At 30.6% G+C, this 13,268-nt stretch carries 15 protein-coding genes and 1 tRNA gene; 6 read left to right on the top strand and 10 right to left on the bottom strand.

What is annotated here, in order from left to right:
• Nucleotides 1-3: 3 nt before the first annotated feature.
• Nucleotides 4-387 carry a hypothetical protein gene (locus TOPB45_RS03345; RefSeq protein WP_013909443.1) on the bottom strand — a complete coding sequence of 128 codons (384 nt, stop codon included), beginning with the start codon at nt 385-387 and terminating at the stop codon, nt 4-6.
• A gap of 136 nt (nt 388-523) precedes the next feature.
• Between TOPB45_RS03345 and TOPB45_RS03350 the strand changes: the two genes are divergently transcribed.
• The 3 genes from TOPB45_RS03350 to TOPB45_RS03360 all read left to right on the top strand — a co-directional run bounded on the left by TOPB45_RS03350 (nt 524) and on the right by TOPB45_RS03360 (nt 2,974).
• On the top strand, nt 524-1,120 hold the full coding sequence (locus TOPB45_RS03350) for a TetR/AcrR family transcriptional regulator (RefSeq protein ID WP_013909444.1): 597 nt from the start codon (nt 524-526) through the stop codon (nt 1,118-1,120).
• 64 nt (nt 1,121-1,184) lie between these two features.
• Nucleotides 1,185-1,272: transfer RNA gene (locus TOPB45_RS03355), tRNA-Leu, on the top strand.
• A 151-nt stretch (nt 1,273-1,423) separates the two neighbouring features.
• Nucleotides 1,424-2,974 carry a thiamine pyrophosphate-dependent enzyme gene (locus tag TOPB45_RS03360; protein WP_013909445.1) on the top strand — a complete coding sequence of 517 codons (1,551 nt, stop codon included), beginning with the start codon at nt 1,424-1,426 and terminating at the stop codon, nt 2,972-2,974.
• Between the two features lie 2 nt (nt 2,975-2,976).
• Here TOPB45_RS03360 and TOPB45_RS03365 read toward each other — a convergent pair whose 3' ends face one another.
• From TOPB45_RS03365 to TOPB45_RS03385, 5 genes are read right to left on the bottom strand one after another with little or no spacing between them, the layout of a single operon-like run.
• Entirely contained in the window at nt 2,977-3,408 is a 432-nt protein-coding gene (locus TOPB45_RS03365; RefSeq protein ID WP_013909446.1) for an ACT domain-containing protein, read from the bottom strand.
• Between the two features lie 18 nt (nt 3,409-3,426).
• Nucleotides 3,427-4,731 (bottom strand): phenylacetate--CoA ligase family protein, encoded by a 1,305-nt coding sequence (locus TOPB45_RS03370; RefSeq protein WP_013909447.1) that lies wholly within the window; start codon nt 4,729-4,731, stop codon nt 3,427-3,429.
• Between the two features lie 22 nt (nt 4,732-4,753).
• Nucleotides 4,754-5,197: an ACT domain-containing protein gene (locus tag TOPB45_RS03375; protein ID WP_013909448.1), complete on the bottom strand. Its 444-nt coding sequence runs from the start codon at nt 5,195-5,197 to the stop codon at nt 4,754-4,756.
• A 15-nt stretch (nt 5,198-5,212) separates the two neighbouring features.
• The gene (locus TOPB45_RS03380) at nt 5,213-6,514 is read right to left on the bottom strand and encodes a phenylacetate--CoA ligase family protein (protein WP_013909449.1); all 1,302 of its coding nucleotides are present in this window, start codon (nt 6,512-6,514) and stop codon (nt 5,213-5,215) included.
• Nucleotides 6,483-7,082: an indolepyruvate oxidoreductase subunit beta gene (locus TOPB45_RS03385; RefSeq protein WP_041430544.1), complete on the bottom strand. Its 600-nt coding sequence runs from the start codon at nt 7,080-7,082 to the stop codon at nt 6,483-6,485. Before TOPB45_RS03385 ends, TOPB45_RS03380 begins: the two co-directional genes overlap by 32 nt.
• A 175-nt stretch (nt 7,083-7,257) precedes the next feature.
• Here TOPB45_RS03385 and TOPB45_RS03390 point away from each other — a divergent pair, with 175 nt between their 5' ends.
• A complete protein-coding gene (locus tag TOPB45_RS03390; RefSeq protein WP_013909451.1) occupies nt 7,258-8,847 on the top strand; it encodes an L-lactate permease in 1,590 nt (529 codons plus the stop codon).
• A gap of 83 nt (nt 8,848-8,930) precedes the next feature.
• Entirely contained in the window at nt 8,931-9,179 is a 249-nt protein-coding gene (locus TOPB45_RS03395) for an FmdB family zinc ribbon protein (RefSeq protein WP_013909452.1), read from the top strand.
• Between the two features lie 4 nt (nt 9,180-9,183).
• On the opposite strand, the gene TOPB45_RS03400 is transcribed toward TOPB45_RS03395, so the two are convergent.
• The 3 genes from TOPB45_RS03400 to TOPB45_RS03410 are packed head-to-tail and all read right to left on the bottom strand — an operon-like array spanning nt 9,184 to nt 11,429.
• Entirely contained in the window at nt 9,184-9,777 is a 594-nt protein-coding gene (locus TOPB45_RS03400; protein WP_013909453.1) for a tetratricopeptide repeat protein, read from the bottom strand.
• A 1-nt stretch (nt 9,778) separates the two neighbouring features.
• Nucleotides 9,779-10,834, bottom strand: coding sequence for a DVU0298 family protein (locus TOPB45_RS03405; RefSeq protein ID WP_013909454.1), 1,056 nt, complete (start codon nt 10,832-10,834; stop codon nt 9,779-9,781).
• Nucleotides 10,821-11,429, bottom strand: a complete 609-nt coding sequence (locus tag TOPB45_RS03410) for a tetratricopeptide repeat protein (protein ID WP_013909455.1) — start codon at nt 11,427-11,429, stop codon at nt 10,821-10,823. The genes TOPB45_RS03405 and TOPB45_RS03410 overlap by 14 nt, the downstream gene beginning before the upstream one ends.
• Before the next feature lie 39 nt (nt 11,430-11,468).
• Here TOPB45_RS03410 and mltG point away from each other — a divergent pair, with 39 nt between their 5' ends.
• Nucleotides 11,469-12,551: an endolytic transglycosylase MltG gene (gene mltG / locus TOPB45_RS03415; RefSeq protein ID WP_013909456.1), complete on the top strand. Its 1,083-nt coding sequence runs from the start codon at nt 11,469-11,471 to the stop codon at nt 12,549-12,551.
• On the opposite strand, the gene rsmA is transcribed toward mltG, so the two are convergent.
• Nucleotides 12,505-13,242, bottom strand: coding sequence for a 16S rRNA (adenine(1518)-N(6)/adenine(1519)-N(6))-dimethyltransferase RsmA (gene rsmA / locus TOPB45_RS03420; RefSeq protein WP_013909457.1), 738 nt, complete (start codon nt 13,240-13,242; stop codon nt 12,505-12,507). The genes mltG and rsmA overlap by 47 nt on opposite strands.
• Nucleotides 13,243-13,268 lie beyond the last annotated feature (26 nt).

A 13,268-nucleotide genomic window follows, 5' to 3' on the forward strand; every position in this document is an offset into this window, starting at 1 on the left:
ATTTTAAACTTCTACTCCTCTTTCTCTTAGCTCTTGTAACTTTCTTTCTCTACAGGTTTTACATCTAAATTCTGGTTGAGGGTCGCTTAATTTGTCATAATTTTTTGTTTTTACCAGTCTATATCCCTCGCATATTTCACCACAGTCAGCACATACGACATTTTCTTTAATTTGCCAAAGTGGATAAAATGCTGGTATTTTAAAATGGGATTTAAATATAGCTTTATCTACAAACCAAAAAACATTGGCAAGAATAAACTGATTAAGTAAAAAGGCTGGGATAGTATGGATTCTTAAGTAATCACTTAATAAAAACTGTAACAAAGCTCCAGCAATGCCTGAAAGAAAAATCCAACGACCAAAAACATATACAAGCCAAGTTTTCATATTTTTAACCCCCTTTACTTTAATATAATATAATATAATAAAAATTATACCAAGAAAAAGAGAAACTGATAAGCATACACTTGACGAAAAGAAAAAATTATGAAATAATTTACAATTAAGTAAGTACTTACAAACAATGGCAGATAGAACTAAAGAAAAAATTTTAAATACTGCTTTAAAACTTTTTTCTCAAAAAGGTTATTTAGGTGCAACAACTAAAGAGATTGCTAAGTCCGCTGGAATAGCAGAAGTAACTTTATTTAGATATTTCCCTTCAAAATCTGCTTTGTTTGAGGAAGTAATTAATACCTATTCTTTTTTGCCCACTTTAAGAGAGACTCTTGAAAAAGTTAAAAATGAGCCCTGTGAAAAGGCACTTAAGATTATTGCTAAAGAATTTTTAAAAGTATTAGAAACTAAAAAGGATCTTATAAAGATAATGCATTCCGAGATGCATAGATATCCAGAAGAGATTAAAAAAATACATGAAAATATAATAGAAAAAACTATAACAGTACTTTCTGATTATTTTAAAAATTTACAAGAGAATAAGATTTTACGTGAAATTAATACTGTTTTTGCAGCAAGAGCATTTTTAGGGATGTTTTTTTCTTATTTTTATGGAAAAGAAATAAGGGAATGCTTAAATCTCAAAAAGGAGGATCCAGAAGAGGTAATAAATGCCTATATTGACCTATTTTTAAAAGGCATATTAAAGATAGCAAAGGAATAAGATAAAGATATTGATAATGTGATTAGCTGTGTTATATTAATGAACGGGTTAAATTATAATTTTTGCCCGGGTGGCGGAATTAGGTAGACGCTGTGGACTTAAAATCCACTGGAGGTAAAACCTCCGTGCCGGTTCGAGTCCGGCCCCGGGCATTCTTAATTTAAAATCAAATTAAAAATTATCTTTCATCTTTTCAAATTTTATCTTTTTAAAAAATTTTAATTCTTACCCTCTTTACTCCAATTATAAATATGTGTTAAAATTAAAAACTTCAAAAAATTCATTTTTTAAAGGGTGTAAAGTATGGAAAAAGTTCTTATGCTTGGGGCAGAGGCTATAGCAAGAGGAGCAATAGAGGCAGGAATCTCTTATGCTACCTCTTATCCAGGTACACCAGCAACTCAAATTTTAGAATATATAGCCCTAAATACTGATATTCCCTGTGAATGGTCTATAAATGAAAAAGTAGCTCTTGAAGTAGCTTATGGAGTTAGCTTGACAGGAAGAAGAGTTTTATGTTCTATGAAACACGTAGGGCTTAATGTAGCTGCAGATCCTTTTATAACTTTAAGTTATCTTGGAATAAGAGGGGGATTAGTAATTGCAGTAGGAGATGACCCTGGATCTTATTCATCTCAGAATGAACAAGATTCTCGATTTTATGCTTATTTTGCTAAAATTCCCTGTCTTGAGCCTTTTGATGGAGAAACAGCTAAATCTTATACAAAATTAGCCTTTGATATTTCAGAAGAGCTTGGATTACCTGTAATGATAAGAAGTCAAACCAGGCTTCTTCATTGCTATAGTCCTGTAACTTTAGAAAATATTAAATCTCAAAAAAGTATAAATTTATTTAAAGATCCTCAGCATTTGATTGCTATTCCTGCTCATGTAATTCCTCTTCATAAAGAATTAAATGCAAAACAATCAAAAATATTAAAAATTCTTGAAAAATATAAATTTAATGAAATAATCCCTGGAAATGAAAAAATAGGAATTATTGCTTGTGGACTCACCTTTACCTATGCTTTAGAGTTGAAAAAAAATATTCCTATTTTAAAAATTACTGCTTATCCTGTAGAAGAGGGACTTCTTAAAGAATTTTTGAGTAAAGTTGATGAAGTAATTGTTTTAGAGGAAGGATATCCCTTTTTAGAAAAAATAATCAGGTGTTTTCATCCTAAAGTAAAAGGGAAACTTTCAGGGGATCTTCCTTCAGAAGGGGAGCTTGGGATAGATCCTATTTTAGAACTTTTTGGGAAAAAAAGAAAAGATCCTATTGCTTCTATCCCGAAAAGACCTCCATTTTTATGTCCTGGGTGTCCCCATAGAGAATTTTATAAAGCACTTTTAGAAGCAAGACCTAATTTTGTCACAGGGGATATCGGATGTTATACCCTTGGTTGTTTACCTCCTCTTTCAGCACTTGATACTTGTCTTTGTATGGGAGCCAGTATAAGTAAAGCTGTAGGTATTGCAAAGCAAGGAATAAAAAGGGTAGCTGCTGTAATTGGTGATTCAACTTTTTGGCACTCAGGAATTCCAGCTTTAATTAATGCAGTTTATAATAAAGCTAATATTCTCGTTTGTATCCTTGATAATTCTGTAGTAGCAATGACAGGACACCAACCTACTCCCCATCTGGGTTTAACAGCAAAAAGTGAAAAGACTAAAAAATTAGATTTAGTTGAAATTTGTAAAGCCTGTGGAGTTGATTCTGTATGTGAAATAGATCCTTTTAAAAAAGAAGAGATGATTTCTGCTTTAAAAAGAGGTCTTGATACACCAGGAGTTCATGTAGTAATTTCAAAGAGACCTTGTATATTTGTAGCTAAAAAATTTAAAGAGGTTTAATTTTATAAAGATTCTACAGTTTTGCTATCTAAAAGTTTTACGCCTTTTTTTTGGAGAAGATCTATGGTTTTATCAAGATTGTTTGTTCTTAAAACTACTAAAGCTTCTTCTCCCTTTTTTTCAACAAAAGCATACACATATTCCACATTAATATCACCTTCATAAAGTATTTTTAAAACCTCAGCAAGTCCTCCAGGTTTATCTTTAACTCCTACTGCGAGAACATTAGTTATTTTAGTTGTAAAGCCTGCATCCTCCAGAGCTTTTTTAGCTTTTTCAGGATCATTTACAATCATTCGCAAGATACCAAATTCAGAGGTATCTGCAATGGAGAGAGCTCTAATATTTACATCTGCTTTTGCTAATGTATCTAAAGCCTCGTAAAGTCTTCCCTTTTTATTTTCTAAAAACACAGAAATTTGTTTAATTTTCATAATTTTGCATCCTCCTTTTTAAGTTAATCCTCTTTTATCAATAACTCTTTTTGCTTTTCCTTCGCTTCTTGGCAAACTTTTAGGTTCTACTAAAGTTACTTTTACTCTTATTCCTACTGTTTCTTCAATTCTTTTTTCAAGTTTTCTTCTTAACTCTTCAATTTTTCTCACCTCATCTGAAAAAATTTCTTTAGACATCTCTACTTGGACTTCTATTTCATCAAGATATTGCGGTCTGGTTAGAATAATTTGATAATGTGGTTCTACTCCTTGCACCTCAAGTATAGCTTTTTCAATTTGATAAGGAAATAACATTACTCCTCTTACTTTAATCATATCATCAGTTCTTCCTCTTATTCTTTCAATTCTTATTGAGGTTCTTCCGCAAGAACAGATTCCGGGAATAAAAGCAGTAATATCTCTTGTTCTAAATCTTAACATAGGAACTCCTTTTTTAGTTAGGGTAGTGAGAACAAGTTCTCCTCTTTTTCCTTCAGGTAATATTTCTCCAGTTTCTGGATCAATTATTTCAGGATAAAAATGATCTTCCCATATATGAAGTCCTTCTTGAGCTGGACATTCATGAGCAACTCCAGGGCCAATTATTTCTGTTAGACCGTATACATTATAGGCTTTAATACCGAACCTTTTTTCTATCTCTTTTCTCATTTGTTCAGTCCACATCTCTGCACCAAAACTTCCAACTCTAAGTTTTAAACTTTGTGGATCTATTCCTAATTCATCTTTAGCATATTCGGCTAAATATAAAGCATAGGAAGGTGTACAAGCAAGAACAGTTGTTCCAAAATCACGCATAAGTTCAATTTGTCTACGTGTATTTCCAGCAGATGTAGGAACAATAGTCGCACCAATAGCTAAAGCTCCATAATGGAAACCAAGTCCACCAGTAAATAATCCATATCCATAAGCAATTTGGATTATATCTTTTTTAGTAACTCCTATCATTGTAAGAGATCTTGCCATAACTTCTTTCCATACTTCTATGTCTTCTTTAGTGTATCCTATAACTACAGGTTTACCAGTTGTTCCACTTGAAGAATGTATTTCAACTATTTCAGATAAAGGCACTGCGAACATTCCAAAAGGATAAACCTCTCTCAAATCAGCTTTACTTGTAAAAGGAATATACTTTATATCTTCCAAAGTTCTTATATCTTCTGGTTTAAGACCTGCTTCTTTAAATTTTTTTTGATAATAAGGTATATGTTCATAGGCATACTTAACCACCTCTTTTATTCTTTTAAGTTGAAGTTCTCTTAGTTTTTCTCTGGGTAATGTTTCTATTTCTTTATTCCAAAACATTTATAATCCCCCTGCTGCCTTTTTAAAATTCATTTTTAATAAAATCAGATGATTTTAAAAATTTTACCTTTTCATCTTTTAATTTTTCCCATGTTTTTTCTAAATCCTCTACTTCAAAGACAAAATAAGCTTTCTTTCTTGTTTCAGCTACATAAACTAAAGCATTTTCTACATTTATATTTTTAGAACTTATTAATTTTAATATCTCATAAAGTCCTCCTGGTCTATCTTCCAGTTCAATTCCTATAGCAGGGATTTTTGCTACTGTAAATCCTGCTTCTTTAAATTTTTTATAAGCTTTTTCTGGCATATCTACAAGAAATTTTATTACACCAAAATCTTTTACACTTACTATAGAAAACCCAAGGATATTAATGTTTTCTTTTGCTAAAACTTCTGTTATTTTTTCAAGTTTGCCGGGTTTATTTTCAGCAAAAATACTTATGATATCCACATAATGATCCATAAATAAATCCTCCTTTTAAAGGATTCTTTTGTCAATAACTCTTTTTGCTTTTCCTTCACTTATGGGAAGGGTGCCAGGTTCTACAAGTTCTACTTTAGGACGTACCTGGATAGCTTGTCTTAATTTTTCTGTTATATCCTCTTTTAATTTGAGAAGTCTTTCAATTCTTCCGTCAAAAAAGTCCCTATCTATTTCAACTTTAATAATCATTTCATCATAACCTTCTAATATTATTTGATAATTTTGCGCAACTCCCTTAATACCCATAAGAACACTTTCAATTTGTTGAGGAAAAATATTTACACCTCTTACAATAAACATATCGTCAGCTCTACCTAAAGGACGTTCAATACGTACATGGGTTCTACCACAAGGGCAAGGTTCTGAAATAAGCCTTGTTAAATCTCTTGTACGATATCTAATAATTGGCATAGCAGTTCTATCAAGAGTAGTAAGAACTAATTCTCCTATTTCTCCTTCTTTAACAGGTTCACCAGTTTCTGGATCAACTATTTCTACATAAAAGGCATCTTCCCAAATATGAAGCCCCCTTTTTACAGGGCATTCAAAACCAACTCCAGGTCCGCCCATTTCTGAAAGACCATAGCAATTAAAAACGTCAATTTTTAACATCTCTTCAATTTTCTTACGAGTTTCTTCACTATAAGGTTCAGCTCCAAGATAAGCCCTTTTTAATTTTATATCTTTTCCTGGTTTTAGTCCCTTTTCTTGAATTATGGTAGCTATATAAAGCGCATAGCTAGGGGTCATATGAATACAAGTTGTTCCAAAAGTTTTCATAAGTTCTATTTGCCTTTCTGTATTTCCAGGTCCAGCTGGTATAACAAGCATTCCGAGAAGTTCAGCTCCATAATGCATTACCAGAGCACCAGTAAAAAGTCCATAAGTCATAGAATTTTGTAATATATCTTGAGAGCTTGCTCCACTCATAAAAAGAGCTCTTGCTATCAGTTTTGCTTGAGACCATATGTCTTTTTTACTAAAAAAGATAGCTTTAGGTTTGCCAGTTGTTCCACTTGAGGTATGTAAACGGATTATTTTTTCTAAGGGTTCTGCAAGTAAACCAAAAGGATAATCTACAAAAAGGTCTTCTTTGGTAGTAAACGGAAAATTTTTAAAATCTTCAAGACTTTTTAGATTTTCAGGTTTTACACCTACTTCTTTAAACTTATTTCTATAATAAGGTACTCGATTATAAACCTTTTTAACAATTCTTTTTAATTTTTTAAGCTGTAAATTTTTTAGTTCTTCATGTGATAATAATTCAATTTCTGGATTGTAATATCTTTTTTGCAAAATTTCTTCCCTCCTCAAAGGCTTTAAGATTAAGATCAACGAATTTTTGGGGAACAAAATTAGTTAATACCTCTTTCCAAGTTTCAACCGAAAAGGGTAAAAATAGAGATAATACTCCAAGAAGTATAGTATTTTCGATCTTAGTACTCCCCAGATTTTTAGCTAAATCTTCAGCTTTTATTTCCAATATTTTATATCCCTTCATTCTTAATAGTTCTGAAACATTTTTAGGGTAAAAAGAAGGGTCAAGGGAAGGTGGAGGAATTTGTTTAAGATTTAATATAATCAATCCTTCATCTTTTAAAAAATGGGAATATCTTAAAGCCTCTATTTCTTCAAGGGCAAGCATAATGTGAGCCTCTCCTGTCGGGATAGAGGGAGAAAAAACCTTTTTTCCAAAACGTACCTGCCCGATTACAGACCCCCCTCTTTGAGCCATTCCGTGTATCTCACTCTCTTTAACATCAAAACCACTTTTAAAAGCACACCAAGCTATTATTCTACTTGCAAGAACAATTCCTTGTCCACCTGTTCCTACAAGTATTAAATTGGTAACTTGGTTCTCCATAATTTTAAAAGTTTTTAAAAATAATTGAACAAATTTATATAGCATAATAATTTGTTACGTCAATATAATTTTATAATCAAAAAATTTTTTAAAATTCTTGCAAATAAATGGGATTTTCTTATAATCTCTTTTCATTGATGTAAAAAATTTAACATAAAGTTGTAGGAGGTGAATTATGGATTTTTTCTTGGCCATGCTTCCTATATTACTTAGTATCATAGGAATGATATTTTTTTATCGTTCAGGAGCTTTTGTTTCTGTAGTTGGTTGGATACTTGCATTAATTTTAGCAGTTTATTATTTTCATACTCCTTGGGAAGTAGCGTTAGGAGCAAGTTTAATAGGTATAATTAAAGCTCTTGGGATAACTCTTGCAATTACTTTTACTATGTTTTTAATCTTTCTTATGAAAGAAACAGGAGCTTTAGGTAAAATTATTGAATACATTAAGGGGATTGCCAAAGATAAAGAGGAACAAACTTTATTTTTAGGAATGGGATTTGGTTCTCTTTCCACCTCTCTTGGCATGGTTACTCCTGCTATGTTCCCTCCTATTTTCAGAATGCTTGGTTTTTCTTCTATTTCTGCTATTGCTATAAGTATTCTTTGTTATGATCCTCTCACCTCTTTTGCTTTATTTTCTATTCCTATTACTGTACCTGCTGAGGTTGCTTTTAAGGTATTCCATATCCAGCCTGCAGGAATTGAAAATCTTCAAGAATTTATTTGGGACTTTACTTTTAAAATTACAACCTTTTTGCCCCCTCTCTCGATTTCTTTTGCATTTATAATGTTATGGGTTGTCGGTGGGAAAGAAGCAATTGTTAAACACTGGAAACCTGCTCTTGGTTCAGGACTTGTTTTATCATTATCAGCTTTAACTATGGCTTGGTTAAGGATTTTACCTGTAGAGGTAATTGGTATTTTTTCTGGATTTCTTACTATGCTTTTTGTTAATGTATATTATCGCAGTAAAAATAACTATATCAATAAAGTAAAAATTAACAAAGAAATTTTTAAAGCTTTCCTTCCCTTTTTTCTGTTAATTCTTTTTTCCACAGTGGTAAATATTCCAAGTGTTAAAAATTTTCTTTCAAACATTTTAGGTTCCTACGAGATTATAAGAGTTTTTGCAGATAAAAAAGAAGACTTAAATATCATGGCAAATGTTTGGTTTTGGATTTTAGTAGTATCAATCATTTCAATCTTTATCTTAAAACCTTCCTTAGATACTATGAAAAGGGTTTTAAAAATTTGGAGTACCCGTATAGGGGGTCCTTTTATAGCTCATTCTCTGTTTTTTGCTGTAGCTTTTATAATGGCTTGGTCAGGAATGGAGGTAATAGATGGAAAACTTGTCCCAGGTCCTTATTTTAAAGAATATAACATGAACATTATAATAGCCTTTACTTTGGCTAATCTTTTTGGGCAAGCCTATCCTCTTGTAGTTCCTTTTATTGGTTTAATAGGGGCTTTTGTTGGAGGAAGTGAGACCGCATCAAATGTTCTTTTTGCTAAAATTCAGTGGGAAACAACCCTTTTTACCTTAGGAGCACCTGCATTTATGTGGATTTTTGCGGCCCATGCTGTTGGTGGAGGTATTGCCTCAGCTATTACTCCATCAAAAATTACTAACGCAGCTGCAACTATAGGAGTGAGCGGAAAAGAAGAAGGTAAATTTATAAAAATTGTTTTAATACCTATTTTAATAATTACTTTTATAACCGGGTTTATTTTGATGCTTTATTTAAAAATTTTTGGTTAAATTTTAAAGTTTGAAAAATTTTATTGAGTTTTAAAGGATTTATGTTAAAATAATTTAAAATATTTTTCTAAAGGTTTCTTAAAATGCCTATATATGAATTTAAATGTCAAGATTGTGGAGCTGAATTTGAGGTATTTTTAAAAAATAAAGAGGAACTTTCTGAAGTTAAATGTAAATCTTGTGAAAGTAAAAATATTAAGAGACTTATGAGTGTAGTTAATTCTATAATAAGTGATTCTGGAAGTTCTTCAGACAAGCCAAGGGTTTCAGAAACTTACTCATGTCCAACTGGAACCTGTACTCATTTAGAACTTCCAGGATATGAGAAGTAAATTTTTAAGTTTCTTTACTTATTTCTTCAAGAGCTTTTTCTACAATTTCAGCAAGTTCTCTTGCTCCTAATCCTTTATAAATTTTTAAAGCTATTTCATAGGCTTCTTTAGCAGTTTTATAATCATTTTTATGACGGTATACATCCCCAATTCCTACCATTGTTCTTGCAGCTCTATGAGCGTCTCTATATTTTTCAGCAATTTCCAAATTTCTATATAAATAGGGAAGCATTTTTTCATAATCTCTTTTTTCTCTATAAATTTTGATTATTTTTTCTGCTATGATAGCAGTACTTATTTCATCTTCAAAATTTTCACAAATATCTAAACAAGCTTTGTAGGATTTTAAAGCCTTTTCTAAATTTCCCCTCATACTATAAAGATCACCTAAAAAATCTAAAATATTAGCCATTTCTTTATAAGCATTATTTTCTTGAAATATTTCTAAAGCGGATTCTAAAAGAGAGATAGTATCAAGAATACGTCCATTTTTCCAGTTTTGATAAGCTTTTGCACAAATTTCATAGGCAGATTTTAGACTTTCTGGAATACTTGCAAAATTAAAAAAAAATTCTTTTTCAAGGATTGTTTTGTCCATTTTAGCCTTCCTTTTTAATGTTTTCTATCAAATCTTTTAAAAAAACCCTTTCAAAAGAAAAGGTTTCATAATTAAAAAATTCAAAATCTTTTTCTAAATCAAGGGTGTTTAAATAAGAAAGAATTTCTTTAGAATTTAGTTTTTCAAAGATCTTAAGGATAAGTCCTTGTATTTCAGGTGGGCTACCTTCAAGGTAATTTAAAAGTTTTAAGTAACTATGCTGTTTTAATACTTGTGGATTTTTTTCTGCAACTCTATAAAGTGCGTAAAGTACATAAGGACGATATTCAGGATAATTCATAAAAGCTAAAAGATTTTTTATAAAAATAGAAAATCTATCCTCAGTATTTCTTATTATTTCACCTACTGCTTCTAAAGCTCCCCATGCAGAGGCTGCTGAATCTGCAGAGGCGTATATTAATCTTTTTAAAAGGTCAAGCACCTTTTCTGGATAAATGTTAACAAGAACTTTGGCTACTTCTCCAAGAGCTACAACAACTTTTTTTCTAAAGGTAATTTCAGGGTGGTAAAGCAATTTTTGTAAAATATTTAAATTAAGAGGTTCAGCAACATGATAAGCTATGAGTAAAGAGATTTTCCCATTTTCTATCAAATCTTTCATTTCATTTTTATTTAATTTTCTTTTTTCAACTTTTGGTATTTCTTTTTCTTGATTAGATCTTTCCAATAATTTTTTTAACTTAAGCTCTTTTGCGGATCTTATTTCATCAACAAGTTTTAAAAAGCAAAGCACTCCTCTTCTTTTTTCTGAAGGAGGCATTATTGAATGGGAGGGTAAATCGTAATTTTCAATCCAGATTTCTTTATAATCCTCATTATATTCTAAATTCCAAGCTAAATCCCAATCTCCAGCACAGGCAATAAGAAGTGCCTCAACAAAGGCAGTTCCTCGATTAAATCCAGTTACATCACAAACATATACACTTCCACATTCACAAATTCCTGCTTCCAAATCAGAAAAGCCTACGGATAAATAGGTAGGTTTAGCAATTACTCTTCCACAAAAGGGACAAGTAGGTGGACTATAAAGTTTCATTTATCATCCTTTCAAGTTCAGGATTTACAGGATATCCCATTTCTTTAGCTAAGTTTAAATTTTTTAGGGCAGATTCTTTATCTTTTAAATAATAATAAGCTACAGCAAGATTGTTATAAATAACTGCATTTTCAGGTGCAAAGGTCTTAGCTTTTTCTAAAGCTGATATAGCTTCTTTAAATAAACCCTTTTCAATTAAAATAGTTGAAAGATTTATCCAAGATTCTGCAAAAGTTTCATTTATCTCGAGAGCTTTTCTATAACATTTTTCAGCTTCATCAAGATTTCCAAGCTCAAATTCAATTAATCCAAGATTATTCCATGCTTCAACTGAGTTAGGATAATATTTAAGTGTAAAAGTGAAAGCTTTTTTTGCCTCTTCAAGTTCACCTTCTTGGGCTAATAAAATACCTAAATTTATCATTGCCTCAAAATGGAAAGGATCTAATTTAAGTACCCTTTTAAAAGCTTCTTTTGCTTCTTGAAATTTTCCCAAATTGAAGTAAGCTATAGCCAATTTATGTTGTGCAAAAACTGAATGAGGGTTTTCCATGGCTTCTTTTTCTAAAGCTTTTAAAGCTTCTTCTGTAATCATATTTAACCTCCTTGAAGTATTTAAAAGATAACATCAAAAATGAAGATCTCAAGGTATAAAAAGAAAAAATTGATAATACCTTTATTTTTAGGGATATTGGTATTAACTTTAGCAGTTTCTTGGATAGGTAATTCTTTATTTAATAAAAAAACCATAAAATCATCAAAAGAGCCTATAATCGTAGAGATTGAAAAAGGAGATAATATATTTAAAGTTGCAAAAAAATTAAAAGAAAAAGGACTTATTAAAAGTGAATTGTTTTTTATTTTAAAGGCTTTTAAAACAGGCACTTATAATAAAATTAAAGCAGGAGAATATGCCTTCTACCCTTCTCAAAGTGTGGAAGAAGTTCTTACTTTTTTTAAAGAAGGAAAGATTTATCTTCATAAAATTACAATTCCTGAAGGATCAACAATATGGCAAATAGCAGATATTTTGGAAAAAAATAAAATCTGTAAAAAAGAGGAATTTTTATCTCTTGCAGAAAATCCGTCAGTAGCTGAAAGTTTTAAGCTTCCTGGTCCTACCTTAGAAGGTTATCTCTATCCAGATACATATTTTTTTCATAAAGATACCCCTCCTCAAGTTGTTATTCGAACTATGATTGAAAATTTTTGGAAACACTGGGGAAAATTTAAAGAGATTGCAGAAAAACAAAAAAAATCTTTAAAAAAAGTGATAATTTTAGCTTCTATAGTTGAAAAAGAAGCCTATTATCCTGAAGAAAAACCAATCATTGCTGCTGTATATTTAAATAGACTTAAAAAAGGGATGCCTCTTCAAGCTGATCCTACAATAAATTATGCTTTAAAAGATTTTAGAAAACTTACTTATAAGGATTATTATTCAGTAAAAAGTCCGTACAATACTTATTTAAAAGATGGACTCCCTCCTACCCCTATATGCAATCCAGGTGAGGAAAGTATAAAAGCGGTGTTATTTCCTGCTAAAGTACCTTATCTTTATTTTGTAGCTAAAGGAGATGGGAGCCACTATTTTTCAAAAACCTATAAGGAACATTTAGAAGCTATTAAAAAAATTAGGAATAATAAAGAATCTACTGATAACTCAAATTCTACTTTAATTTCTGAAAGGAAAGATATAGAGAAAGAAAATCTTTAAGTTCAAGTTCTTCAACCCTTTTTTCTCCAGAAATACCCACTTCTTTTAAATAAATTTCATTTATTTTATGTTTTAACATTTTTCTTTTTTGAGCAAATATTTTAGTTAAAAAATTTTTGTACTCTTTAAGATCGTATATATCTATAAGATTTTTTCGTGTTAATTTTATAAAAGCAGAAACAACCTTTGGTGGCGGAATAAAAAATCTTGCTGGAATACTCATAAGATATTCTACTTCATAAAAGGTTTTTACAAAAATAGAAAGCCACGATTTTTCATTTATTAATCTTTCAGCTACTTCTTTCTGAACCATATAAAAAGCATAAGGAATAAGATCTTTGTGTATAACCGTATTTTCTATAATTAGACTAGCTACATTATAAGGTAGATTTCCTATTAATTTTAGATTATTTTCCTTTAAAGAGAAAAAATCAAATTTTGTAGCATCAGCATTAATAAAAACTACCCTTTCATCCCTTATGATTTTTTTGAGATATTCTATCATTTCGGGATCAATTTCTATAAGATATAGTTTTTTAAGATTGGTTTTTAGTAAATATTTAGTTAAATTCCCTGTTCCAGGTCCGATTTCTACTACTACTTCTTCAGGTTTTATTTCAGCAAACTCTACTATTTTTTGTAAAATTCCTGATCCAATAAGTAAATGTTGAGCAAATCTTTTTTTAAGCACAAAACTTATTTTACTCCAAAATAAAA

Source organism: Thermodesulfobacterium geofontis OPF15, assembly GCF_000215975.1.
Taxonomy (GTDB): Bacteria; Desulfobacterota; Thermodesulfobacteria; order Thermodesulfobacteriales; family Thermodesulfobacteriaceae; genus Thermodesulfobacterium; species Thermodesulfobacterium geofontis.

What these genes read in the sequence shown, in the direction of transcription:
- TOPB45_RS03345 (WP_013909443.1), bottom strand. Translation starts at nt 387, where the DNA reads ATGAAAACTTGGCTTGTATATGTTTTTGGTCGTTGGATTTTTCTTTCA.
- TOPB45_RS03350 (WP_013909444.1), top strand. Translation starts at nt 524, where the DNA reads ATGGCAGATAGAACTAAAGAAAAAATTTTAAATACTGCTTTAAAACTT.
- TOPB45_RS03360 (WP_013909445.1), top strand. Translation starts at nt 1,424, where the DNA reads ATGGAAAAAGTTCTTATGCTTGGGGCAGAGGCTATAGCAAGAGGAGCA.
- TOPB45_RS03365 (WP_013909446.1), bottom strand. Translation starts at nt 3,408, where the DNA reads ATGAAAATTAAACAAATTTCTGTGTTTTTAGAAAATAAAAAGGGAAGA.
- TOPB45_RS03370 (WP_013909447.1), bottom strand. Translation starts at nt 4,731, where the DNA reads ATGTTTTGGAATAAAGAAATAGAAACATTACCCAGAGAAAAACTAAGA.
- TOPB45_RS03375 (WP_013909448.1), bottom strand. Translation starts at nt 5,197, where the DNA reads ATGGATCATTATGTGGATATCATAAGTATTTTTGCTGAAAATAAACCC.
- TOPB45_RS03385 (WP_041430544.1), bottom strand. Translation starts at nt 7,082, where the DNA reads ATGGAGAACCAAGTTACCAATTTAATACTTGTAGGAACAGGTGGACAA.
- TOPB45_RS03390 (WP_013909451.1), top strand. Translation starts at nt 7,258, where the DNA reads ATGGATTTTTTCTTGGCCATGCTTCCTATATTACTTAGTATCATAGGA.
- TOPB45_RS03395 (WP_013909452.1), top strand. Translation starts at nt 8,931, where the DNA reads ATGCCTATATATGAATTTAAATGTCAAGATTGTGGAGCTGAATTTGAG.
- TOPB45_RS03400 (WP_013909453.1), bottom strand. Translation starts at nt 9,777, where the DNA reads ATGGACAAAACAATCCTTGAAAAAGAATTTTTTTTTAATTTTGCAAGT.
- TOPB45_RS03405 (WP_013909454.1), bottom strand. Translation starts at nt 10,834, where the DNA reads ATGAAACTTTATAGTCCACCTACTTGTCCCTTTTGTGGAAGAGTAATT.
- TOPB45_RS03410 (WP_013909455.1), bottom strand. Translation starts at nt 11,429, where the DNA reads ATGATTACAGAAGAAGCTTTAAAAGCTTTAGAAAAAGAAGCCATGGAA.
- mltG (WP_013909456.1), top strand. Translation starts at nt 11,469, where the DNA reads ATGAAGATCTCAAGGTATAAAAAGAAAAAATTGATAATACCTTTATTT.